Source organism: Pseudomonas sp. AC172, assembly GCF_979258595.1.
On record NZ_OZ409868.1, the window covers coordinates 3,682,205 to 3,704,158 of the forward strand.

Genomic DNA, 21,954 nt, shown 5'->3' on the forward strand with positions numbered 1-21,954 from the left:
AATGGGATGTGTGACCTGCAATGTCGGCGTGAGTATTGAAATCTGGTTGATGCCGAAAATCGCCAGCAGGCTGGCTCCCACAAACCCCGCATCATCCTGAAAACAATCAGTGCAACCCGCGCCGCCTCCCGCTATTAATACCCCTCCCCCACTCAAGGACCCGAGCCCCACCATGAAATTCGATCTCGCCTACTGCCTCAGCCTCGACGACAAGTTGTCGATCTATGACGTTCGCGATCTTAATTTCGATGAGACGGTGGCGTTTGACTCTGCGAAGGAACACTTCCAGTGCCCCAACGATGCCTGTCGTTCGGCGTTCGAGGCTTCCAACGAGTTGGGCACGTTCAACGCCAAGAATGTGAATTACGTGCGCACGCCGCACTTCAAGAATCTGCCCACTACGCAGCATGTGGCGGGTTGTCCGTACGTGAGTTTGAAGGCTTCAGCGTCTGGCGTTGAGACGGTGGATGGTGAGGCGGATGACGGTCGTGAGGAACACTTCCCATCAGAGTTGTTGCTGACCCGCCGTGAGTATGTGCGCAAGCCTGTCGCGCCAGCGGGGGCGGCGGATGTGTTGCGCGATGATCCGGTGCGGGTGGCGGCGGACGGTGGTAAAGAGTCGGCGAGTCGTGAGTCGGCGCCGGACAAGACCAGTGTGTTTGCGCATCCGGTGGAGTGTTTTGTTTCCAACTTCGCGGACAAGGAGTTGCTAAAGCGGATGCCGTTGAAGGTCGGTGAGCATTCGGCGCCGTACAGTTCGTTCTTCAAGAAGATCGAGTATCTGACGGACAACAAGGGGCTGATTTACTGGGGGCGGATCAAGAAGATCGAGGACTTCCACAGTGGTGCCAGTTTTCGTATCGATTTCGTAGACAAGGTCTGGTTCAAGAAGCCCGAGGACAGTAAGAAGAAGCCGTATCCGGTCAGCGTTTATCTGAACAAGAAGCTGATCGACAACTACCGCAAGCGCAAGGCGTTTCTGGAAGAGATCAAGCACGCGGTGGATAGCGAAAAGGCGTTGTTCTGTTTCTTCTATGGGGTGACGCCGGAGTTGAAGCAGGTGCCCGGCAAGAAGAACCCCGAAAAGCCTTTCGAGGTCTTCAATGCCAATATCGAGAACCTGGATCACTTCATTATTCGTGAAGCACCGGGGCTGGAGTGACGGTTAGCCTTGGGGCAGTTGCAGTTTGACGGCGCCGGGGTGTTGTTTGACGAGGGAGTACGGCAGGATCGACCAGTCGGGTCTATCGCAGGAGCGTTGCACGCGAGCGAAGTAGGCGCCGAGGTACAAGCCCTTCTCGGTGAAGTACCAAGGTGAAGTGCCCCAGATACTCTCATCCTGGAAGTTGCAGTCGTCATCTCCCGTCGGTGTCTTCATTTCTGTGGGGTACAGGGCGGTGAATTGCTTGATCACCCAAGGTACCAACTCTTTGCTCACGTACTGATAGCGCGCGTTACTTTCGGCCTCGCTCAGCGGTTTGTCGCCCAGGCTGTCGCGCTCGGCATGCAAAATCGGCGTGCCCTTACCTACCCAAAAGACATCTTCGAGTGACAATGGGTGGCCGGTTTTTACATCAATGTTGAGGGGTGAATCGCCGAAGTCGGGATGCGCGCCGCCGCAGTAATAGCTGGTCGAGATGTTCAGGCTGACCACGGCTGGCGAGATCATTTTCGGTTCTGCCTGCTGCATGAACTCCACGTTCTCCCCGCCCTGTAATTGGCAGCCGTGATAGCTGATGACTTCATTCCAGAGACGCCCGAGCAACTGCTGGTTAACCCGTTGCTGATCATCTTTCGACAATCCGGACTCCACGCTGAACAGCGAAATCTTTGTCTCAGGCTCGGTCCACCATTGCAGGTCATAGCCCATGAAGTTTTCTTTCTTCACCGGTTTGAGCTTGAGCCCCTGCAGGCGCAAATACTCGTAAGGCTCGCCGTAGGGCAGTGCGGCAATGAAAGGTAAAGTTGCTGAGGTGGGCGCGGGAAGTCTGGTCTCGGTGAGTTTCACCGGCAACTTCTTGCCCTGCGGACTTTGCCATTCGCCCTGCCAGCCGCTGCCTGTTTCTTCCAGCTTCAAGGTCGGCAGCGGCTTGTCGTCACCGTAGCGGTTATTGCCTTCAACAAGGTTCAATGTGCTGTCTTGTAGCGAGCCGCTGAGGGCTAGGTCACGGTGATATTTCTCGTAGAAATAGCGGCCGGTGACTTCGTCCTGCTGTGTGGTGTTGAGTTCAACAACAATCGCCGTCTTGCCCAATGTGCCGGTAAATACGCGCCGGCCATCTTCGGCATGGGCAGTGGAAATCAGTGTGAACAGCGCCGCGGCATATGGTGCCAGGCGCATCAGTCCCTTGAGCATGAATCAATCCTTGAAGGAGTCGGAGGTCGCGTCGGCACACAGGTGCCGACGTTGAAAAATACGCTGCGGATTATGGCGGGGGTGGTTTAACTATTCGAGTTTTCTTGCTCGTACTTTTCAAGCCAGGCTTCGTGCTCGAGGGCTGCTATTTCCCGAGCCATTTGTTGGCGACGTTCCTTGGCAGCATGAAGCTGGACGTCATCAAGAAAGCAGTAATGACGCAACCAGTGAAGCGCCATTTCCTCATCCGGAAAGTAGTAGGACTTGGCGCCCTTGCTGTTCCTGGGCGTGTCATTCATTTGCTCGTCAAATACCATCGCTGTGATTTCATCCGGTGGCAAAGAACCGGTATGGGCGACCTTGTCCTGGAACATCCATGCAATCTCATCAATGTGTTTTTGCGCGCTGCGATGACTACGCCGATAGAACCGTTGATGCTCACAAGTCTGTTTCAGCCGCGCCAACATCAACTCCGGGTTAAGCCACTGCCCGAGGTCATGATGATGTGCGTTGATCACTATCCCCTTGACCCAACGATCCACAAATCGATCAACAAAGTCTTCTGTGTCAGCCTTTTTCGCATCAGCGAAAATCAGGCAATAGCGGGTCTGGACGTGAATGACCAGCAACACATGCTTGCGTTGTACCGTTATCGCGTGCACCAGCCACTGCTCGTCAGCGCCGCTCGACTCATCATCTTCAATGATGGAGGACGGCGGATTAGCGTCCACTGGCGTGATCTTTTTGCCCTTGTGGATACGGCTGAAGAATTTGCTGGCGGCTTCGGTGCAGTTAAAGATCAGCATGCTCGGCCCCATGTGATTTCTACAGAAAGGAAGCATATTCTTGCGAACACGCTGACTGATTCCAACCCCCTTCGACGCACGAACCCAGCTCCACTCAGGGCAATTGCAAGGGAACGCCGCCGGGGTGCTGTTTGATCAGGTCATAAGGCAGCACACCCCACTCGACGTATCCGCACACGGCGGCGACATGTGGATACGACGGCGTAAAAGTGATGCCGTTTGCGCTGAAGTACCACGATGGGAATGCCCAAGGTTCTTGCTCGTCGTACCCGCACTCGTTTTCGCCTTCCGCGACGACGGTCATTTCCCTGGAATAAAGCTTTAGCAACTGCGCGACGAGCCAGGGTGCGAATTCTTTGGAGCGGTAGTTGTAATAGTCAGCGGAGGACACTGTAGAGGCAACTTCCAATCCCTCCACATAATGAAAGGGCTTGCCCTGCCCCACCCACAAAACATCCTCAAGGGTCAGCAACTTCCCTGTTTGTGTATCAAAGTTGAGCGATTCATTGTTTTGATCCGGATAGGCACCGCCACAATAATATTCGGTAGCAATGCGCGCACTCATCATCGAAGACGACAACCATAGCGGCTGACTGGATTGCGAATAACTCCCCGCGCAGTCGAAATGCGAAGTCACCTCGCCCCACAAGCGTGCCATTAAATATTGATTGATGCGCTCCCGCGCTTGCGGCGAATAACCCGATACCACTTCAAACAGCGAAGCCCCCGACTTCACCTCGCTCCACCATTGCACCGTGTAGCCCATGAAGGTTTCGGTTTTGCCTTTTACAAGTTGCAGACCCTGCAACCGTAGGTACTCGTACGGGTTCTTGTCATGCAGTTCGGTGAAATACGGCAAGGCACCGGCGGGAACATCGGGGAGCTTGGCGGGCTGTAATTCAACCTTCAGGATCTTTCCATCCTGGTTGCTCCATTCGCCGCTCCAGCCGTTGAGTTTTGGCTGCAAGCGCAGAGTCGGGCGCGAACCGCCATCCATCGCCGCGCCTTCGACCATCACCAGTGCGTCGTCCTCTCTACTGATGTCCAGCGCCAGGTCTTTTCGGTATTTTTTGTAGAAGTAACGACCCTCGCTGTAGCGGGTATCGATTTCCACAACGATTGCGGCTTTGCCGAGGGTGCCGGTGTACACCTGCTTGTTGTCGTCCGCCCATATCCGGGTTGAGAGCACTAAACTGACGAGCAGCAAAATGCCGGAGATTCGCAACAGTCTGCGATACATCTTTCATCCTTGAGTGACGGGGCGTTTGCCCGGAAGAGAACGTTGCGAATTATGGCGAGAGCAACCCGGGCATGCGAGGCCCGCAGTGACTTTCAGGCTATTGCAGCTCACTCTGAAACGCCTTGATCTCCCGCTCTGCCTGTTTGCGTCGCTCCAGCGCAGTTTGGATACCAGACTCGTCGACAGCGCAATATTGACGCAACCAGTGGGCGATCATTTCTTCATCTGGCCTGAAGTAATCCTTGCGGCCCTTGCTGTTTCTGAGTCGGCTGTTCATCTGCGCATCGAACCCGATGGCCGCACGTTCGCCCTGCGGCAAACAACCCCACTCGGCGGCACAGTCCTCAAAAAACCAGGCGATCTGCTCAATATGCTTTTGTGCACCGCGATGGCTGCGACGATAGAACCGATGTTCTGCGCAAGCTCCTGCAAAACGATCCAACATGATCCCCGCATCAACCCATTGCATGACGTCATGGTTGATCGCGTCGCGCATCAAGCCTTCGCGCCAGCGCTCGACAAATCCAGCGACAAACCCTTCAGCATCGGCCTTTTTGGCATCGGCGAGGATCATGCAATAACGGGTTTGCACATGAATGACGAGCAACACGTGTTTGCGTTGCACGGTGATTGCGTGCACGAGCCACTGCTCGTTGGAGCTGCCCGGTTCATCATCTTCGATCACTGCGGTCGGGGGTTTAGCATCCACCGGAGTGATCACTTTGCCTTTGTGAACACGGCTGAAAAACTTACTGGCGGCTTCGGTGCAATTAAAGATCAACATCCTGGTTCTCTGGTCATTGCTGGAGGACAGCGTTCGGTTATCAATTTTGATTTCTTCCGCTGTAGCCTGGCAATGGTTCATTTAAGCGAAATGCACAGCAGCACAATAATCAGCAACCCGATATAGACCCAGGCATGCACCCGATCCGGAATCCGCCCAATCCATGGCGCGGCCAATCGAATCCCAATGAGCGAGCCAACCGTCAGCACCGCAAACGCGAGCAGATCCACATACCCGACAAACCAAGCGCCCAGGTCAGCCTGACTGAACCCGGCCAACGCCATGTACGTCAGCGTCCCGGCCAATGCCACCGGTACGCTCAACGGATTGGCCATGGACGTCGCTTGCGACATGCTCAGTCCACAGCGGCGCAACAACGGCACGGTCATGACGCTGCCTCCTACACCGAGAAACGTCGCGATGGCGCCGATGCCTACACCGCCTGCGGAAGTTTCCGTAGCGCCAAGTCGGCGTGGGATGACGTCTGCGTTCTGAGTGAGAAATCCGCGTCGCAGCAGGCAGTCGACGATGGTCACGCCGAGGTAGCCGATGAACGCATAGCGAATCACGTCGCCGCTGACCCACACCGCCGCTATTGCACCCACGACCGCACCCACTCCGATAAACCCTCCCAATGGCCACAGGTAATGGCGGATGAGGTTGCCAGCGCGGCGATGTTTGTCGGTGGCGATCAGGGCGTTGACGATCATCACGCAGGTCGAAGTGGCGACGGCGATGTGCATTGCCGACTGGCTGATCGGGTCGTCGGCGCCGTGGCTAGCGGTGAGCATGCGATACAGCAGCGGCACCACGACGAAGCCGCCGCCGAAGCCGAACAGGACGGCGGTTATGCCGGTCAGGCAGCCGAAGAGAGTCAGCAGTAAATAGAACATGTCGAGGCGTCCGTGGTGGGAGAGCGGTCGACGATAGAACGGCATCGCTTGGCCTGCTTCAGCAAGTCAGCCAATAATGCTTGCGTTTACGCCAACCACCGGAAAACGCCTGATGCGCAATGTTTCGATCAATCTGCTGGATGACACGCCGCGCGCGGTGGTGGCGATCGGTACGGATTATTCCCACGGTCACTTGCTGCCTTTTCACACGCATCGGCGGGCGCAATTGTTGTATGGCGCGACCGGTGTGATGCAGGTCAGCACCCATGACGGCAACTGGGTGGTGCCGCCGCAGCGAGCGGTTTGGATTCCGCCGGGGGTGGCGCATGAGGTGTTGATGCTCGGGGTCAGTACTCGCAGTGTTTACATCGAACCGGGCGCAGTGGATCTGGGGGAGCACTGCCAGGTAATCAGCGTGTCACCGTTGATGCGGCATTTGCTGATGGAGGCGGTGGAAGTACCGCTGACGTATGACCTCGGCGGGCGCGATGGCGTATTGATTGATCTGTTGCTGCATGAATTGACGCGCAGTGCGCCGCTGCCGTTGCACATCCCACTACCGACTGACGGAAAGCTCCTGTCTCTGTGTCAGACCTTTCTGCATCAGCCGTACGCCCACCAATCACCACAGCAGTGGGCCGACCAGTTACACATAAGCTTGCGCACCTTCAACAGACTTTTCCGTCAGCAGACCGGGCTGAGTTTCAGGCAATGGCGGCAGCAGGCTTGCGTGGTCCTGGCGCTGGCACGACTGGCCTCGGGTGAAGCGGTGACGCGCATCGCGCTGGACTTCGGTTATGAAAGCCCGGCGGCGTTCTCGACGATGTTCCGGCGGATCCTTGGTCAGGCACCGTCCGTCTGGTTGGAGGCGGCAAATTAGGGCAAATCAAAAAATGCGTTTGATCCCGGCCAAAAACAACTGTACAAAAACACAGTACATTTTCAATCAGCACTCTTGAGCCCGGAGCACACCATGGCCTCTCTTGCGATGAACCACATCCTCGAACGCATTGCCCTTTTCCAGTTCACCCCGACGCACTGCCTCCAGGCCCGAGCGATGCTGGGCTGGAGCGTGGAACAGCTATCGCGGGAGGCGGAGGTTTCGGTTGAAGACATTCAACGCTTTGAAGCGCAGCAGGACGTGGCGGATGCGGCGCGACTGGCGCTGGCTTACCGGTTCGAGGCGCAGGGGCTGGTGTTCTTTCCCGGGTTTGCACCGGGGCGCTCGGTGAGCGTGGCTCGGGAATCGGCAGGGCATGCGGATTTTGCGATGGTTGATTAAACGCTGTGCCTGCGACGAGTCTCTCAAGGCAAAAACGGCATCGTCCCGGAAGAGCGATGCCGCTTTTATTAGTCTTTATTTGAACGCCGGATGCTGCAGTTGCTGCGATTCCTGTTCATAGCTGTAAGCCATGGCCAGCAATTGCGGTTCACTCCAGCGCGGGCCAAAAAAGAACACGGAAGTCGGCAACCCAGCGCCGTTCATACCCGATGGCAGAGTAATCGCGGGATAGCTCGCGACAGCGGCAGAAAACTGTGAGAAACCGTCGTCTTCGGAAACCAAAGCATCGAGATTGTGCTCACGCAGTTGTTCGTCGATGGACTCCTTGAAGGCCGCGTTAAGGGCCTCAATGATGGCCGTTGCTTCTTGGTGTGTTGTCGACAGCGCATTGATTGCTTCCAGCATCGACTGACCGTAGCCATCATGGCCGGGATTAAGCGTGTTGAAGTCGATCAGTTCCTGCAACGACTGAACGGGCAGCCCGGTTCGACTGGCGAGATATTCGGGCAGCTCATGTTTCATACCGCCCATCAAACCCGTGAAATAGTCGCCCATGTCGGGCAAGCGCATCGTCAGGGGAACAAGGGTCGCGCCCAGCTCTTGCATCGTGGCCATCGCCATCAGGAATTCAAAGCTCGGCGTCAGCGTCGCGCCATGGGAGCCTGTATATGCGATCGGGTAACCGATGCGTTTACCGTTCAAGGCATCGTTGGCGAGCAGCGCGGTGTAATCAATGCCCTGAGGCGCTCCCGCTGTGGCGGCATCAGCAGAATCCATGCCTTGCAGCACGTTGAACATCAGCGCGGCATCGCGAACGGAGCGGGTCAATGTGCCGGGAGTATCTTGCAGGCGCGTGATTGGCACGATACCGGACCGACTGAACAATCCCAGCGTCGGTTTGACCCCGACCACACCGTTGGCCGTGGCCGGGCAAGTAATCGAACCGTTGGTTTCGGTACCGATGGACAGCGGTGCGAAACCCGCTGCAATGGCAACCGCCGAACCGGAGCTGGAACCACAGACCCCTTCAATCAGCACGTGAGGGTTTTTACTCTGACCGCCTCGGCCGCTCCAGCCATGGGGGAGTTCCATATCACGCACGTAAGCCCATTCGCTCATGTTGGTTTTGCCCAATACGATCGCCCCCGCCTCGCGCAGTTGTTCAACGATGAAGGCATCCTTGCTTGCAGGCTGACCCACCATCGCCAACGAGCCCGCGCTGGTTTGCAGCATGTCCGCTGTATCGATGCTGTCCTTGAGCAGCACCGGAATGCCGTGCAGCGGGCCACGGATCTGGCCTTGCGCGCGCTCCTGATCAAGAGCCGTGGCGATTTCAACGGCTTGCGGGTTCAACTCGATAATTGCATTGAGAGAAGGGCCTTGTTTGTCCAGGCTGGCCATTCGCTCAGTCAAATGCTCGACCAAGGCGACGGCGGTCAACTCATTGTCGGCCATCAGCTTGCCAAGCTGACTGACGCTTGCGTATTCCAGGGCATCGGCCGCGACAGCAACGTTTATCGCGAGCATCGGCATAACGATGGCCTGCGCCAGTTTATTTACGCGGTGTTTGAAGAGGTGTTTCATGTTTATCGTCCTTGTTTAGGCTATGCACGGGTGAGCCATTCACTCGCGACACAGCCTACCGAGGACGTAGGAAAGAGCTGTCGGCAAAACAGACTATACGCAGTAGGAAAAGTCATCCTGACTCGTAGCCGCTACAAAAGTAAGCGGACTTTTCCGACACAAAAATTCGCTAATTCATATAGATAAACAGCCCATCCGCATCAGGAATCGTCCGACGGAATGAGCCATCAGGCCTCCTGCACCACCGCCTCACTCTCCCCTTCAACCGCCAACCACCACGCCTCCCCGCGCTGCGGTTGAGCGATGTTAAACGCCTCGCCCATCTGCGGCGTGGTAATGGCAACACTGCGTTCCCACGCCAGTGCCAGAATCCGGTCGAACGGTTCGTGCCAGGCGTGCATCGCCAGGTCGAAGGTGCCGTTGTGGATCGGGAAGAGCCAGCGGCCCTTGAGGTCGATGTGCGCTTGCAGGGTTTCTTCGGGCTGCATGTGCACGTGCGGCCATTCGACGTTGTAGGCGCCGGTTTCCATCAGGGTCAGGTCGAACGGGCCGTATTGCTCACCGATGCGTTTAAAGCCATCGAAATAGCCGCTGTCGCCGCTGAAGAAGATCCGCGTGTCGCCGTCGATCATCACCCAGGACGCCCACAGGGAGCTGTTGCCGTCGAACAGGCCACGGCCGGAAAAGTGCTGCGACGGTGTGGCGACGAAATGGATGCCGGCAATCTCAGCGCCCTGCCACCAATCGTACTGGCGCACTTTGCTGGCATCGATGCCCCATTTGATCAACGTGTCGCCGACGCCCAGCGGGGTCAGGAACAGATTGGTCTTGGCGGCCAGTCTGAGCACGGCGTGGTAATCGAGGTGGTCGTAATGGTTGTGCGACAGGATCACCGCTTCGATCGGTGGCAATTGATCGATGCTGATCGGTGGCTGGTGGAAGCGTTTCGGCCCGGCCCACTGCACTGGCGATGCGCGCTCGGCGAAGACCGGGTCGGTGATGAAGAATTTGTCGCGCAGTTTCAGCAACAAGGTCGAATGACCGAGGCGATAGACGCTGTGATTGGGCGCTGCCAGCAGCTCTTCCCGAGTCAATGCTTGCACCGGAATAGGCGCGGCGGGCCGGGTGTTGCGCGGTTTGTGGAAAATCATGTTCCACATGATCCGCAGCATTTTGCGTACGCCTTCGCGTTGCACGGGTGCGTGATTGCGAAACAGCCCCTGATTTTGCCGCGAGGCTTCAGGCGTGGATGTGTTATCCGGGAGGGCAACTGGATTGGCCATGACTCAATGACTCCAGAAAAACCGCGCAATTCACGGTTTTCCGCGGTGGGACGATAAATGGCCAAAGCTGCACGCATAGGCCGAACTGTCTGGTTTTTAGATTGCGAGGATTAACGCAACATTACACTGCTCGGTGTAGTTTCTAGGTTGCATCAAAGTGGATGACAAGTAAACTGCCAAGTGTAATTTCATCTTTTCTCTGCCGAAGCGTACTTATGACAGCTCCACAGCGCCTCACCGACCGTAAACGCGAAGCCATTATTCAGGCGGCGATTGCCGAGTTCCGGGCTAACGGTTTCGAAGTCACCAGCATGGACAAAATCGCGGCCACCGCCGGTGTATCCAAGCGCACGGTGTACAACCATTTCCCCAGCAAAGAAGAGCTGTTCGCCGAAATTCTCAACCAGTTGTGGGCACGAATCAGCGCCGAGCAATCAGTGACCTACAACCGCGATCAGCCGTTGCGCGAGCAATTACGCCAGATGCTGCAGGCCAAGGTGCAGCTGATGGCTGACGAAAATTTTCTGACTCTGGCACGGGTGGCAATTGCTGCGACCATTCATTCGCCGGAGCGCGCGCAGAACATGATCGAGCGCATGGGCGAGCGCGAAGAAGGTCTGACCGTGTGGATTCGCGCCGCGCAGGCCGACGGCCGATTGAAACCGGTCGACCCGGAGTTTGCCGCCCATCAAGTACAAGGCTTGCTCAAGACCTTTGGCTTCTGGCCACAGATGTCGATGGGCCGTGCCGCCCTCGATGTCGACATGCAGAACACCGTCGCCGAATCGGCGTTGGAGATGTTTCTGGCCTGCTATCAGCTCTAAATCGCCCTTCTCCTGCGCGTGCCACCGATTAAATGGCTTGGAAGGACACTGATTATTCCCGTTGGAATAAATGACAATGTCCGACAATCGACCGACGAACGGTTAGCCTGAGAAAATACTGCAAAGTATTTCAGGATGAATTTCGCGCAGGGCATCATGGAAAACCAACGCGGCAAAGGCTTGTCATTCGCCCGACCCATTTACCTGCCCCGGGCCATCGGTCTGGGGATCGGTTTTTTCAGCGTCGGTGCTGCGTTGTATCCGCTGAACATGCCTGGCTGGGTCTGGGGGCTGTTGCTATTCAACGGCTTCGCCTGGCCGCATCTGGCTTATCAGATTTCTACTCGCTCGGCGTTCCCGTATCAGGCTGAACGCCGCAACCTGTTATATGACTCGCTGTGCGGGGGATTCTGGGCGGCGAGCTTTCAATTCAGTCCGCTGACCACCGTGACCATCCTGTCGATGATGACCATGAACAACGTCGCCGCTGGCGGCTATCGACTGTTCGTGTTCGGTGCCCTCGCCCAAATCGCCGGCGTATTGCTGGGCTGGATGATCTTTGGTGTCAAATTCAGCCTGACGATGACCCAGGAGCAAGTCTGGGCCTGCCTGCCGATGCTTACTCTTTATCCGCTGGCGCTGGGCATGGTCTGTTATCGCCTGGCGATCAAACTCTCCCGACACAAACGCGCGCTGAGCGCCCTCAGCCGTACCGACAGTCTTACCGGCCTGCTCAACCACGGTGCCTGGAAGGACCTGCTGCACCTGAAGTTCCAGCAGTGCCGCCAACACAACAGCCAAGCCACGCTGGCGTTGATCGACATCGACCATTTCAAGGACATCAACGACAGCTTCGGGCACATTGTTGGCGATGCGGTGCTGCGGCAATTGAGTCACGACCTCAAACGCCTGCTCGATCAATACGAGTTGGCCGGACGCTACGGCGGTGACGAATTCTGCGTGATCCTGCCGACACTGCCGCTAAACAAGGCCGAAGCGCTGATGGAGCAATTGCGTGACGCACTGCAGCAGTATCGTCATCCGCAGGTGTCAGGGTTGCGAGTGGGTCTGAGTATCGGTTTGGCGCGGTATCAGCCTTTGTACAAGGATGCACTCGACTGGCTGGACGATGCCGATAAAGCGCTGTACACCGCCAAACACACGGGCCGCAACGCTATCAGCGTGGCCTTGAGCCGTACCGCGACAGACAACGCCAGCGCCTAAAAAGTTATACAAAATTACAAATAATTACTTTCTTGTACAAGTTTATGAAGTTTTGTATAAGTAGCCATCTGCCAGTTAAGGAATGCTGGCATTGAGCAGTCACCGCCGAATGCCGCCCGCGCATTCGGTCTGCCAGCGTGGAAATAGGGACTGAATCCTCGATCTTCCCCACTTCCAGAGTACTGCGAGCATGTTCTTCAATCGCCACAAATCCGCCGTCGCCGACCTTCAGCGTTCCCTCACCGAACAAGCCGGGCTGCTCGACGCGATCAATCGCTCTATGGCGGTGATCGAGTTCGACCTGGATGGCGTGGTATTGCGCGCCAACGACAACTTTCTCAAGACCATGGGTTACACCGCCGAACAAGCGATCGGCCAACCGCATCGGCGCTTTTGCACACCAGAGTTCGGCCGTAGTGCTCAGTACACGGATTTGTGGTCTCGCCTGAAAAACGGCCAGTTTCAGTCCGGTACATTCGAACGGGTCAACAGCAAAGGCCTGCCGATCTGGCTCGAAGCCAGTTACAACCCGATCAAGGATGCTGCGGGCCGCGTGGTGAAAGTGGTCAAGTACGCCATGGACGTGACCGCCAAGGTGCAGCAGGAAAGTGAGGCCAACGCCAAGTTGCAGGCGATTGACCGGGCCATGGCGGTTATCGAATTCAATCTCGACGGCAGTATTCTCACGGCCAATCAGAATTTTCTGACGCGCATGGGTTACACACTCGCCGAACTCAAAGGTAAACATCACCGATTGTTCTGCACGCCGGCACTGGTCAATAGCAGTGCCTACGAAGATTTCTGGCGGCGTTTGAATCAGGGCGAGCTTTTCCAGGGTCAGTTCGAACGCGTGGATAAACGCGGGCAAACAGTGTGGCTCGAAGCCAACTACAACCCGGTCTACGACGCTTCCGGACGCTTGTGCAAAGTGGTGAAATTCGCCTCCGACGTCACCGCCCGGGTCGAGCAACACGAACAGGACGCGCGCAGTGCCAGCGCGGCGTATCACATCTCGGTAGCGACGCGAAAAGTCGCCGAACAAGGTACGCAGGTGATCCAGCAAGCCGCCAGTGAAATGCGTGAAATTGCCGAAGACATTGCCGAGTCTTCAACGCTGATTGCACAACTGGGGGAACGCTCCGAGCAGATCACCGCCATCGTCAACACCATCCGCGCGATTGCCGACCAGACCAACCTGCTGGCGCTCAATGCTGCCATTGAGGCTGCACGCGCCGGTGAACAGGGGCGCGGATTTGCTGTGGTGGCCGATGAAGTGAGACAACTGGCGGCACGTACCAGCGGTTCGACGGCGGAGATTTCCAGCATGATCGGTCTGATCCAGAGCGAAACCCGTCAGGCCATCAAGAGCATGGAAGGCACTCGGGGTCGTGCGGCTGAAGGGGTCGAGTTGGCGAATCAGGCGGGCACGGTGATCTTGCAGATTCGCGATGGCGCCAGTGAGGCGGTGGATGCGGTGAGCATGTTTGCCAATGAGCGGGCTCCGGGGTGATGCGGGGTCACTCGGAATAGTCGGCGGGATCAAGATTGTGTCTGGGCCATAAACCGAGTTGCCGCCTTCGCGAGCAGGCTCGCTCCCACAGGAATTGAGTCGAACACACCTTTTGTATTCGACCATTGAAACTGCGGTGCCCGCGAAGAGGCCAGCCCCGATCACGGCAACCGCAGCGCTCGCCCCAACTCATCGAACAACGTCACTACCGAGCGCAACGCCCGGCAATCCGGGCGAGTCAGCAGCCATAGCGCGGTGTCATAACCGTGCAGCGGTTCGCCCAACGCCTGCAACTCATCGCCAACCAGAAAGTCCGGCAATGCCGCGACGCCGAGCCCTGCGCGGACCAGTTCAGTCACCGACAACATGCTGTTGCAGCGGTAGCCCGGTGTGACGCCGGGAAGATGCTGGCGGCGCCAGGCGATGGTCGGGTGATCGGGCAGAAAGTCGTCCGGGGCGATCCAGGTCAGCGCCGTCAGATCCGATGCATCGACGGTCTGCAGATAACGCGTACTGGCGCAGACCCGGTAGGAAATCTTCGCCAGTTGCCGTCCGACCAGATGCTCCGGCGGTGTGCGTGTCAGGCGCAGGGCGATGTCGGCATCGCGGCGACTGAGGTTGGCGAAGTCGTTCGAGGTGCTCAGTTCGATGGTCAACGCCGGGTAATTCGGCATGAACTGCGCCAGTGCTGGCAACAGCAAACCCTGCAACACCGAATCGGTACAGGTCAGACGCACCGTGCCGCTGACCACTTCGCCGCCCTGCTCCACGCCAATGCGCGCGGCCTCCAGCGCCTGTTCGGCGCGTTCGGCTTGCTCGGCCAGCGTCTGCGCGAGTGTTGTCGGTAAATAGCCGGCGCGGCTTTTTTCGAACAGTTGCTGAGCGAGTGCGGCTTCGAGACGGCGCACGGCGCGGAACACCGTCGACACGTCGACCTTCAACAGCTGCGAAGCGCGGGCCAGAGAGCCGCCACGCACCAAGGCCAGAATCAGGGCGAGATCGGGGTAATCGATTTGATAGTGCGTCGCTGCATTGATCACTTGGGGAAACGCCCATATTGAGTGCGTGAACGCCAATCTATAGTGAGTGCCATCAATCAACAAGCGCAGGGAACCCCCATGGAAAACAGCGCCCTCCGTATCGCCCTGATCGGCGATTACGACCCGCAGGTCACCGCCCACCAAGCCATTCCCGTCGCCCTCGGGCTGGTCGCCGAGCACCTCAACCGCAACGTGCAATTCGAATGGTTGCCCACTGAGCAGATCCACGCCGATACGCCGCTCGAGCGGTTCGACGGTTTCTGGTGTGTACCGGCCAGCCCTTACAAAAGTGAATCAGGCGCACTGCGGGCGATCCGTTTTGCCCGCGAACAACAGCGCCCTTTCCTCGGCACCTGCGGCGGTTTTCAACATGCGGTGCTGGAATTTTCCCGCAACGTGCTGGGCTGGGTCGATGCGGAACATGGTGAAACATCGCCAGACTCTGAACGCGCGGTACTCACGCCGTTGACCTGTTCGCTGGTTGAAGCGGTGGACAGCATTCACCTGGTGCCCGGCTCGTTGATCGCCAGGGCGTACGAAACGTCTGAAATTCGTGAAGGTTATCGCTGCCGCTTCGGTGTGAATCCGCTGTTCGAACGGCAACTGTTGAATGATCGGCTACAAGCTGTCGGTCATGATTTGTCAGGGGATTTGCGCGCGATTGAACTCAAGGATCAGCGGTTCTTTGTCGCCACGCTATTTCAACCGGAACGTGCTGCGCTCAAAGGGCAGATGCCGCCGCTGGTGCGCGCGTTTGTTGAAGCTTGTGTGGAGTTACGTTGATGACTGATTGCTTTGCGGTGATTTTTACGTCGACTCGAACCGAGGGTGACAACGGGTATGCCGAGGCGTCTGAGCGTATGGCCGCGTTGGTGAATGAGCAGCCGGGGTTTCTTGGGGTGGAGTCGGTTCGAGGAGCCGATGGCGCCGGGATTACGGTGTCGTACTGGGACAGCGAAGCGGCGATTCTGGCGTGGCGGCAGCATCCTGAGCATCGGGTGATTCAGGCGCGTGGGCGTTTGCAGTGGTATTCGGCGTTTCATACGCGGGTGTGTCGGGTTGAGCGTGAGTATCGGTTCGGGCCATAAATGGCGGCGCATGGGTGGCCGCCTTCGCGAGCAAGCTCGCTCCCACAGGGGATTTGTGATCGACGCAGATCCAATGTGGGAGCGAGCTTGCTCGCGAAGAGGCCAGCGCTGTCACAGAGCGTCTCAGCCGCGCAGCAGACTGCGCACCGCCTCAATCTCCGGCACTTCAACCTTGCTCATATAAACGCGTAACGGCTCGGTGATGTTGATCCGGTCATCGATGTTCTGATCCAGCAACAACTGAATCAACTCGCGTTTAAGCGTCATGGTCTGCGCTGTTGCCGGCGCCCAGACAAATTCATTCACAGGAATAATGCCGTCATCGGCCACGTCCATGCCGAACGAATCTTCGCTGAAGCGCACGATGTACTGACCGGTTTTGCGGTTGAGACCGACAAATCCTTTGAGATCGTCGGCGGCCTGGCAGATGAGTTGGGAGGTGATGCGCATGGTAAACCTCACGAAAGATGATCGATGGTTTACACGCAGGGCAACTGCACGGCGCGCCCTCTGCCGGAGCGTCTGCCGTGGGCAAGCGTACTGCAAACAGCGCCACAAAAGTGCAGGAAAAATCGCTTTTAATACGTTTATGTCGGTCCTGCGATAGCACGCAAGCGATTCAGTTGTTAAAAGGTACGTCTTTGAAAATGCCCTGCGAAAGGAACTCGAACATGCCCGCCACTTTCACCAAAAGCGCTCTGGTCCTGAGCCTGCTGCTCGGCTTCGGTCAGGCGCACGCCGCCAGCCAGACGGATCCTGCCGCCGTTGCTGCGGCCCACGGCATCCCGCACCCGGCGGTAATCGCTCACCGTGGTGCGTCCTTCGACGCACCGGAATCCACCGCTGCGTCCTACAAACTGGCCCGTGATCTGGGTGCCGATTACCTGGAAATGGACTTGCAGCGCAGCAAGGACGGCGTGCTGTTCGCCCTGCACGATAACAACCTGCAACGCACCACCGATGTCGCCAGCAAGTTTGCGGAGCGCAAGGACAGCCCGGCCAATGCCTTCACCATGGCCGAACTGAAAACCCTCGACGCCGGTAGCTGGTACAACAAGGCCTACCCTGATCGTGCCCGTCCGACCTACGCCGGGCTGAAGATTCTGACCCTCGATGAAATCATCGACATCGCTCAGGCCAACCCGCAACACAAACCTGGCCTGTACATCGAAACCAAAGAGCCGCAGTTGTTTCCCGGGATCGAAAAAGACCTGAAAGAGAAACTGCAGGATCGCGGCTGGCTGAGCCCGGCCGGTTCGAAACTGGCGAAAAGCGCACTGGGCGTGGGTCAGGGCAAAGGCAAAGTGATCCTGCAAACGTTCGAGAAGAACAGCCTCGAACTGCTGGAAAAAGAAATGCCGCAAGTGCCGAAGATTCTCCTGCTGTGGGTCGGCGAAGGCAGCATCGAGCCGAAATCCAAGGTGACGTTTGCCGAGTCCGGCGAGAAGGACAAAAACGTTTTCTACGGCAAACAAGAGCCGAAGTCCGAAGCCGAGTTCAAGCAATGGGTGGATTACGCCAAGGCCCAAGGTGCAATCGGCACCGGTCCTTCGGCGAAGCTGACCAAGGGTGGCGATCAGAGCTATTCGGACCTGGTGCAACCGTGGATGAACCAGTACACCCACGATCAGGGCCTGCTGGTGCACGTCTACACCGTCGACGAGCCGGTAGACTTCGAGAAAGTCATGGCTGCCGGTGTCGACGGTATCTTCACCAACCGCGCCAGCGAACTGTTGAAGTTCTATAAACGCCCGGCGGCTGGCACTGTTGATCAGGTGTTGAAGAACAACGGTTTCTGATCTGAAATCGAGGCGCCTTCATCGCGGGCAAGTCACGCTCCCACAGGTTCTGTGCAGGTGCATGGCTTGCCCGTTTTGTTTGGCGTCGGGATTTTAAGGGTGAGTTAAGTTGCGCTGGTTAACCTGAGGCCACTTAAACGAATCACCCCAAGGAACGAACCGATGAAAACTTTGACTGCCCTGTTTACTGCCGCTGCCCTGACCCTCACCGCTGGCTTGGCCCAGGCTGATGTTCGCGTTGACCAGATTCCTGAACTGGTTAAGTCGGGCAAGATCAAGTCGCTGGAGTCGATGAATGCCGAAGCGCTGAAACTGCATCCGGGTGCGACTATTACTGACACTGACCTGGATAACCACTTCAACGGTTATGAGTATGAAGTTGAATTGAAAACTGCTGATGGCAAAGAGTTCGATGTGGACTTTGATGCGACCACTGGCAAGGTGTTGAGCAATAAGCAAGACACTTGATTGAACGCACCACCAAGAGCCGCACGATTGAAAGATCGTGCGGCTTTTTCATGTCTGGTGTTTGGCTTTGTTGATGTGTTGTCAGTGAGATTTTCGCCCCCTCACCCCAGCCCTCTCCCCCCAAGGGGCGAGGGGGAAAGGGAGCCGATCGGGGGTTACTCAAGACCTGAGTACGACTCGATATTTCAGGTCGGCGTACCTCGAATAGTCACCACGGTCAGTCCCCTCTCCCTCTGGGAGAGGGCTAGGGTGAGGGAAAAGGGCATCACACCGAGGTGCTGACCAACGATCCCGAGGTACTCGAGTCGGAATCCTGCAACGCCTGCAATAGCGAGGCGGTGGCGGTGGACAGGGAGGCCGAGGTGGCAGTGATCTGCGCCTGTGCGGCCGCCACTTCGGCGACTTTCGCATCCGAACTTTCCTGCTTCGCCTGAGCCGCTTGCAACGCCTGTTGCTCTTCCTGCAATTGCTTCTGCAACTCGGCAATCTGCTTGCGCAGTTCTTTCACCGAATCCGATTCTTCACTGCTGCTGGAACTGCTGCCACCCGCCGGAGCGGCCCCACCGGCAGCGACTTTACCGGTATCGGCAGTCGCACCCGTGCTGGCGGTTGCGGTAGTAGACGTGTCGTCAGCAACGTCACTGATCGAAGTTTTACTGGTAGGTGTCGTGACAGTCTGATTGATCGAAACAGAAGTGATGCTGACCATGGAAAGGCTCCAATGCCGGTTATAGATAACCGGTCATCGACCACGCCCGCATCGATTTGAGATCGACTGTGTACCGACTCGGTATCCGAACCGGTACACGTTCAATCGCCTCAGGCGCTCAAGCGCGCGGTGACTTCGTTCAGTTGCCCCGACAGGCCATGCAGGTTCTGGCTGGCGCTTTCGGTGCGCTGCACGTTGTCGAGGTTGGTGCTGGCGATCGAGGTGATCTCGGTGAGGTTGCGCGAGATGTCTTCGGCAACCGACGTTTGCTCTTCGGCAGCAGTAGCGATCTGACGGTTCATGTCGCGGATCGCTTCCACGGCGTGCGTGATGCGCTCCAGCATCGCGCCGGCCTGGGTCACCTGCTCGACGCTTTCATCACTGCGCGTCTGGCCGCTGTCGATGGCTTGCGCCGCGTCCACCGCGCCGGTCTGCACGCTCTGGATGATCTGGTTGATCTCGATGATCGACTCGGCGGTGCGTTGTGCGAGGTTGCGTACTTCATCGGCGACCACGGCAAAACCACGCCCGGCCTCACCGGCGCGCGCCGCTTCGATCGCAGCGTTAAGCGCCAGCAGGTTGGTCTGTTCGGCGATGCCGCGAATCACTTCCAGCACTTTGCCGATACGACCGCTGTCGGCTTCCAGACGACGAATCACCGTGGCGGTGTTGGCGATCTCGCCGCGCATCTGCGTGATCGAGTGAATAGTGCTCTGCATGACCTTCTCACCCTGTTGGGCGGACTGGTCGGCATCGTCGGCCGCGCGTGCGGCGTCGGCGGCATGGCGCGCCACTTCCTGCGCGGTGGCGGACATTTCGTTCATCGCCGTGGCCACCTGATCGGTGCGGTTGAACTGCTCGTTGGTGCCGCCGGCCATGGTCGTGGCGATCGCATTCAACTCGCCGCTGGCGCTGTCCAGATCGCTCGCGCTGCGCTGCAAACGGGTGAAGGTGTCGGCGAGGAAATCGCGCAAGGTGTTGGCGGCTGCGGCGAGGTTGCCCAGTTCATCCTGACGGTCGCTGACCACACGTTCGGCCAGTTTGCCGCGGCTCAACTGGGTCACGTAATCGATCAGTTTGCGGATGGGTTCGACCAGGTTGCGGTTGACCAGCCACAGGCTCAACAGGCCGATCAGCAGGCCCGATGCGAGCATCACCAGCAGACCGAACAACACCGTGCGATCGGTCTCGGCACTGATCAGCGCCGACTGCTCTGTCCCTTGCTTGCGCAACTCGCTGACCAGTTCGCTCATTTGATCGCTGGTGGCGCGATCGACGCCTTTGACTGCTGTGTCACCCGCCGTCGGATCGCCACCGGCAGCCACGTAGGCATCGCGACCTTTCTGGTAGGCGGAACCGAGCTGACGATGCTCATCGCGCAGGCGTTCGATACGGTTTTTCAGGCTAGGCTCCAGGCCTTTCTGCCCGGCCAGCTCGCCGAGGATGTTCTGCACATCGCGCTGACGATCTTCGAACTGGCCCCAATACTTGGCCAGATCCGCCGGTTGCTTGCCGCGCAACAACACGTTTTTCCATTCCTGCACCTGCACCTTGAATTGCAGGTTGGCTTCGTCGATCAATTGCGAGGTGTGCAACGGGCCGGCGATCAATTGGCTGTAACTTTGCACGCCGTTGGACAGGAAGTGAAAACAAGCCAGCGCGATCAACAGCATCGCCAGCAGGCTGCCGCACAGCAGGGCGAGAATTTGCGCTCTCAGGGATTTTTGCAGCATCGCAAGATACTCAGGACAAGGATGAGGCACGCCCGGTAAGGCGTGAAATTGTGCCGGACATCCATGTCGGCGAGCCTTGGCTCATGGCCAATGGCGCGCAACCTAACGCACCTGTGATCGGCGCGCCAGAGCGCTTCTTGAAGAAAATCAGACCGTCGGTAAGTCGCTGATTTGACGTCATTTTGCTGTCACACAAACGTCATGTGACATTGCGATGATGCGGCTCAGTGAACCTGCCATTTGCGCGACCGACGCATCCTCCTCGCAGCGAGCCTTCATGAACCACAGCCTCGATATCAGTCATCGCGATCCTGATCTGTTTGGCCTGCTCTACGGCTTTCGCTTCCTGCCCGGCGAACGTGGCCGCGAAGTCGATTCGGCGACGGCGTTGCGCTGCTTGCAGGATGACAACGACACGGGTGAATTCCTTTGGCTGCACCTCAATCTGGCGCATGCGGCGTGCGAGCGCTGGATGAAAAGTCATCTGCAATTGCCCGAAGAGTTTTTCGAGGCGCTGCACGAAGGTTCGCGGTCGACGCGCATCGAGCATGTCGACTCGGCGTTGCTGGCGGTGGTCAACGATGTGGTGTTCAACCTCAGCAGCATGGTCTCCTCGGACGTGTCGACGCTGTGGGTCTGTGTGCGCAGCAAACTGATCGTCAGCGCGCGTCTGCAACCGCTGCACTCGGTGGACAAATTGCGCTCGTCGGTGAAGGCCGGCGAGCGCTTTCGTTCGCCCTCGGAACTGCTCGTGCATCTGCTGCGCGATCAGGGCGAAGTGCTCACGCAAATCGTGCGCAAGACCAGCCTCAGCGTCGATCAGGTCGAGGACGAATTGCTCTCATCGCGACTGTCGACCAACCGCGCCGAACTCGGCGCCAACCGGCGGGTGTTGGTGCGTTTACAACGGCTGCTGGCGCTGGAGCCGGGTTCGCTGCTGCGTCTGCTCAATCGGCCGCCGCCCTGGTTGCAGAAGGAGGACGTCAAGGAACTGCGCAAATCCACCGAGGAGTTTGCCTTGATCATCAACGACCTCACTGCCCTCGGTGAGCGGATCAAACTATTGCAGGAAGAGATCGCTGCCAACCTCAACGAACAGAGCAACCGCACGCTGTTTACTCTGACGGTGGTGACTGTGCTGGCGTTGCCGATCAACATCATTGCCGGTTTTTTCGGGATGAATGTGGGTGGGGTGCCGTTGTCGCAGGATCCGGAAGGGTTCTGGATTCTGGTCGCACTGGTGGCGACGTTTACCGTGATTGCCGGGCGTTGGGCCTTCCGTAAGCGCGGGGATTACTGACCACCGAACCTGATGTCCAGCACAGATCCCC

Annotated in this window: 21 protein-coding genes and 3 pseudogenes; 12 read left to right on the plus strand and 12 right to left on the minus strand. The window is 57.7% G+C overall.

What is annotated here, in order from left to right:
* Positions 1 to 172 precede the first annotated feature (172 nt).
* Positions 173 to 1,162: a hypothetical protein gene (locus ACZ0A4_RS16575; protein WP_463575606.1), complete on the plus strand. Its 990-nt coding sequence runs from the start codon at positions 173 to 175 to the stop codon at positions 1,160 to 1,162.
* Between the two features lie 3 nt (positions 1,163 to 1,165).
* Here the strand turns inward: ACZ0A4_RS16575 and ACZ0A4_RS16580 are convergent, their stop codons facing one another.
* The 5 genes from ACZ0A4_RS16580 to ACZ0A4_RS16600 form a co-directional block, all read right to left on the minus strand.
* The gene (locus ACZ0A4_RS16580; RefSeq protein ID WP_463575608.1) at positions 1,166 to 2,356 is read right to left on the minus strand and encodes a hypothetical protein; all 1,191 of its coding nucleotides are present in this window, start codon (positions 2,354 to 2,356) and stop codon (positions 1,166 to 1,168) included.
* 86 nt (positions 2,357 to 2,442) lie between these two features.
* Positions 2,443 to 3,162, minus strand: a complete 720-nt coding sequence (locus tag ACZ0A4_RS16585) for a DUF6933 domain-containing protein (RefSeq protein WP_463575609.1) — start codon at positions 3,160 to 3,162, stop codon at positions 2,443 to 2,445.
* 94 nt (positions 3,163 to 3,256) lie between these two features.
* The gene (locus tag ACZ0A4_RS16590) at positions 3,257 to 4,402 is read right to left on the minus strand and encodes a hypothetical protein (protein WP_463575610.1); all 1,146 of its coding nucleotides are present in this window, start codon (positions 4,400 to 4,402) and stop codon (positions 3,257 to 3,259) included.
* A gap of 97 nt (positions 4,403 to 4,499) precedes the next feature.
* Positions 4,500 to 5,186, minus strand: coding sequence for a DUF6933 domain-containing protein (locus ACZ0A4_RS16595; RefSeq protein WP_463575612.1), 687 nt, complete (start codon positions 5,184 to 5,186; stop codon positions 4,500 to 4,502).
* Between the two features lie 77 nt (positions 5,187 to 5,263).
* Complete coding sequence (locus tag ACZ0A4_RS16600; RefSeq protein WP_463575613.1) at positions 5,264 to 6,079, minus strand: sulfite exporter TauE/SafE family protein; 816 nt, start codon at positions 6,077 to 6,079, stop codon at positions 5,264 to 5,266.
* A gap of 112 nt (positions 6,080 to 6,191) precedes the next feature.
* On the opposite strand from ACZ0A4_RS16600, the gene ACZ0A4_RS16605 reads away from it, so the two are divergent.
* Positions 6,192 to 6,959: an AraC family transcriptional regulator gene (locus ACZ0A4_RS16605; protein WP_463575615.1), complete on the plus strand. Its 768-nt coding sequence runs from the start codon at positions 6,192 to 6,194 to the stop codon at positions 6,957 to 6,959.
* A gap of 93 nt (positions 6,960 to 7,052) precedes the next feature.
* Positions 7,053 to 7,361, plus strand: a complete 309-nt coding sequence (locus ACZ0A4_RS16610) for a helix-turn-helix domain-containing protein (protein WP_463575616.1) — start codon at positions 7,053 to 7,055, stop codon at positions 7,359 to 7,361.
* Positions 7,362 to 7,436: 75 nt separating this feature from the next.
* Here the strand turns inward: ACZ0A4_RS16610 and ACZ0A4_RS16615 are convergent, their stop codons facing one another.
* Complete coding sequence (locus tag ACZ0A4_RS16615; protein ID WP_463575617.1) at positions 7,437 to 8,945, minus strand: amidase family protein; 1,509 nt, start codon at positions 8,943 to 8,945, stop codon at positions 7,437 to 7,439.
* Positions 8,946 to 9,172: 227 nt separating this feature from the next.
* On the minus strand, positions 9,173 to 10,228 hold the full coding sequence (locus ACZ0A4_RS16620; protein WP_463575618.1) for an MBL fold metallo-hydrolase: 1,056 nt from the start codon (positions 10,226 to 10,228) through the stop codon (positions 9,173 to 9,175).
* Between the two features lie 215 nt (positions 10,229 to 10,443).
* Between ACZ0A4_RS16620 and ACZ0A4_RS16625 the strand changes: the two genes are divergently transcribed.
* The 4 genes and pseudogenes from ACZ0A4_RS16625 to ACZ0A4_RS16640 all read left to right on the plus strand — a co-directional run.
* Positions 10,444 to 11,052 (plus strand): TetR/AcrR family transcriptional regulator, encoded by a 609-nt coding sequence (locus tag ACZ0A4_RS16625; protein WP_463575619.1) that lies wholly within the window; start codon positions 10,444 to 10,446, stop codon positions 11,050 to 11,052.
* Positions 11,053 to 11,208: 156 nt separating this feature from the next.
* The gene (locus ACZ0A4_RS16630) at positions 11,209 to 12,276 is read left to right on the plus strand and encodes a diguanylate cyclase (RefSeq protein ID WP_463577578.1); all 1,068 of its coding nucleotides are present in this window, start codon (positions 11,209 to 11,211) and stop codon (positions 12,274 to 12,276) included.
* 280 nt (positions 12,277 to 12,556) lie between these two features.
* Positions 12,557 to 13,240 (plus strand): annotated as a pseudogene (locus ACZ0A4_RS16635) (PAS domain-containing protein); the annotation flags it as partial.
* Positions 13,241 to 13,348: 108 nt separating this feature from the next.
* Positions 13,349 to 13,786: pseudogene (locus ACZ0A4_RS16640) on the plus strand (methyl-accepting chemotaxis protein); the annotation flags it as partial.
* Between the two features lie 161 nt (positions 13,787 to 13,947).
* Here ACZ0A4_RS16640 and ACZ0A4_RS16645 read toward each other — a convergent pair.
* A complete protein-coding gene (locus tag ACZ0A4_RS16645; RefSeq protein WP_463575620.1) occupies positions 13,948 to 14,889 on the minus strand; it encodes a LysR family transcriptional regulator in 942 nt (313 codons plus the stop codon).
* A gap of 15 nt (positions 14,890 to 14,904) precedes the next feature.
* Here ACZ0A4_RS16645 and ACZ0A4_RS16650 point away from each other — a divergent pair, with 15 nt between their 5' ends.
* Together ACZ0A4_RS16650 and ACZ0A4_RS16655 are read left to right on the plus strand one after the other, a co-directional pair.
* Positions 14,905 to 15,609, plus strand: a complete 705-nt coding sequence (locus ACZ0A4_RS16650; protein WP_463575621.1) for a CTP synthase C-terminal region-related (seleno)protein — start codon at positions 14,905 to 14,907, stop codon at positions 15,607 to 15,609.
* The gene (locus ACZ0A4_RS16655) at positions 15,609 to 15,914 is read left to right on the plus strand and encodes an antibiotic biosynthesis monooxygenase family protein (RefSeq protein WP_463575622.1); all 306 of its coding nucleotides are present in this window, start codon (positions 15,609 to 15,611) and stop codon (positions 15,912 to 15,914) included. Before ACZ0A4_RS16650 ends, ACZ0A4_RS16655 begins: the two co-directional genes overlap by 1 nt.
* Positions 15,915 to 16,037: 123 nt before the next feature.
* On the opposite strand, the gene ACZ0A4_RS16660 is transcribed toward ACZ0A4_RS16655, so the two are convergent.
* Complete coding sequence (locus ACZ0A4_RS16660; protein ID WP_463575623.1) at positions 16,038 to 16,364, minus strand: DUF2025 family protein; 327 nt, start codon at positions 16,362 to 16,364, stop codon at positions 16,038 to 16,040.
* Positions 16,365 to 16,585: 221 nt separating this feature from the next.
* Between ACZ0A4_RS16660 and ACZ0A4_RS16665 the strand changes: the two genes are divergently transcribed.
* Both ACZ0A4_RS16665 and ACZ0A4_RS16670 read left to right on the plus strand, forming a co-directional pair.
* Positions 16,586 to 17,713 (plus strand): glycerophosphodiester phosphodiesterase, encoded by a 1,128-nt coding sequence (locus ACZ0A4_RS16665; RefSeq protein WP_463575625.1) that lies wholly within the window; start codon positions 16,586 to 16,588, stop codon positions 17,711 to 17,713.
* Positions 17,714 to 17,875: 162 nt separating this feature from the next.
* The gene (locus ACZ0A4_RS16670; protein WP_007917758.1) at positions 17,876 to 18,181 is read left to right on the plus strand and encodes a PepSY domain-containing protein; all 306 of its coding nucleotides are present in this window, start codon (positions 17,876 to 17,878) and stop codon (positions 18,179 to 18,181) included.
* A gap of 265 nt (positions 18,182 to 18,446) precedes the next feature.
* Here the strand turns inward: ACZ0A4_RS16670 and ACZ0A4_RS16675 are convergent, their stop codons facing one another.
* The 3 genes and pseudogenes from ACZ0A4_RS16675 to ACZ0A4_RS16685 form a co-directional block, all read right to left on the minus strand.
* Complete coding sequence (locus ACZ0A4_RS16675; protein ID WP_463575626.1) at positions 18,447 to 18,890, minus strand: hypothetical protein; 444 nt, start codon at positions 18,888 to 18,890, stop codon at positions 18,447 to 18,449.
* Between the two features lie 110 nt (positions 18,891 to 19,000).
* Entirely contained in the window at positions 19,001 to 19,768 is a 768-nt protein-coding gene (locus ACZ0A4_RS16680; RefSeq protein ID WP_371920191.1) for a methyl-accepting chemotaxis protein, read from the minus strand.
* Between the two features lie 165 nt (positions 19,769 to 19,933).
* A pseudogene (locus ACZ0A4_RS16685) lies at positions 19,934 to 20,623 on the minus strand (methyl-accepting chemotaxis protein); the annotation flags it as partial.
* 277 nt (positions 20,624 to 20,900) lie between these two features.
* Between ACZ0A4_RS16685 and ACZ0A4_RS16690 the strand changes: the two are divergent.
* Entirely contained in the window at positions 20,901 to 21,923 is a 1,023-nt protein-coding gene (locus ACZ0A4_RS16690; RefSeq protein ID WP_077574218.1) for a transporter, read from the plus strand.
* The last annotated feature ends 31 nt before the right edge of the window (positions 21,924 to 21,954 follow it).

Excerpts from the sequence above, each read along its gene's own strand:
- ACZ0A4_RS16575 (WP_463575606.1), top strand. The coding sequence starts at position 173 with ATGAAATTCGATCTCGCCTACTGCCTCAGCCTCGACGACAAGTTGTCG.
- ACZ0A4_RS16580 (WP_463575608.1), bottom strand. The coding sequence starts at position 2,356 with ATGCTCAAGGGACTGATGCGCCTGGCACCATATGCCGCGGCGCTGTTC.
- ACZ0A4_RS16585 (WP_463575609.1), bottom strand. The coding sequence starts at position 3,162 with ATGCTGATCTTTAACTGCACCGAAGCCGCCAGCAAATTCTTCAGCCGT.
- ACZ0A4_RS16590 (WP_463575610.1), bottom strand. The coding sequence starts at position 4,402 with ATGTATCGCAGACTGTTGCGAATCTCCGGCATTTTGCTGCTCGTCAGT.
- ACZ0A4_RS16595 (WP_463575612.1), bottom strand. The coding sequence starts at position 5,186 with ATGTTGATCTTTAATTGCACCGAAGCCGCCAGTAAGTTTTTCAGCCGT.
- ACZ0A4_RS16600 (WP_463575613.1), bottom strand. The coding sequence starts at position 6,079 with ATGTTCTATTTACTGCTGACTCTCTTCGGCTGCCTGACCGGCATAACC.
- ACZ0A4_RS16605 (WP_463575615.1), top strand. The coding sequence starts at position 6,192 with ATGCGCAATGTTTCGATCAATCTGCTGGATGACACGCCGCGCGCGGTG.
- ACZ0A4_RS16610 (WP_463575616.1), top strand. The coding sequence starts at position 7,053 with ATGGCCTCTCTTGCGATGAACCACATCCTCGAACGCATTGCCCTTTTC.
- ACZ0A4_RS16615 (WP_463575617.1), bottom strand. The coding sequence starts at position 8,945 with ATGAAACACCTCTTCAAACACCGCGTAAATAAACTGGCGCAGGCCATC.
- ACZ0A4_RS16620 (WP_463575618.1), bottom strand. The coding sequence starts at position 10,228 with ATGGCCAATCCAGTTGCCCTCCCGGATAACACATCCACGCCTGAAGCC.
- ACZ0A4_RS16625 (WP_463575619.1), top strand. The coding sequence starts at position 10,444 with ATGACAGCTCCACAGCGCCTCACCGACCGTAAACGCGAAGCCATTATT.
- ACZ0A4_RS16630 (WP_463577578.1), top strand. The coding sequence starts at position 11,209 with ATGGAAAACCAACGCGGCAAAGGCTTGTCATTCGCCCGACCCATTTAC.
- ACZ0A4_RS16650 (WP_463575621.1), top strand. The coding sequence starts at position 14,905 with ATGGAAAACAGCGCCCTCCGTATCGCCCTGATCGGCGATTACGACCCG.
- ACZ0A4_RS16655 (WP_463575622.1), top strand. The coding sequence starts at position 15,609 with ATGACTGATTGCTTTGCGGTGATTTTTACGTCGACTCGAACCGAGGGT.
- ACZ0A4_RS16660 (WP_463575623.1), bottom strand. The coding sequence starts at position 16,364 with ATGCGCATCACCTCCCAACTCATCTGCCAGGCCGCCGACGATCTCAAA.
- ACZ0A4_RS16665 (WP_463575625.1), top strand. The coding sequence starts at position 16,586 with ATGCCCGCCACTTTCACCAAAAGCGCTCTGGTCCTGAGCCTGCTGCTC.
- ACZ0A4_RS16670 (WP_007917758.1), top strand. The coding sequence starts at position 17,876 with ATGAAAACTTTGACTGCCCTGTTTACTGCCGCTGCCCTGACCCTCACC.
- ACZ0A4_RS16675 (WP_463575626.1), bottom strand. The coding sequence starts at position 18,890 with ATGGTCAGCATCACTTCTGTTTCGATCAATCAGACTGTCACGACACCT.
- ACZ0A4_RS16680 (WP_371920191.1), bottom strand. The coding sequence starts at position 19,768 with ATGGCCGGCGGCACCAACGAGCAGTTCAACCGCACCGATCAGGTGGCC.
- ACZ0A4_RS16690 (WP_077574218.1), top strand. The coding sequence starts at position 20,901 with ATGAACCACAGCCTCGATATCAGTCATCGCGATCCTGATCTGTTTGGC.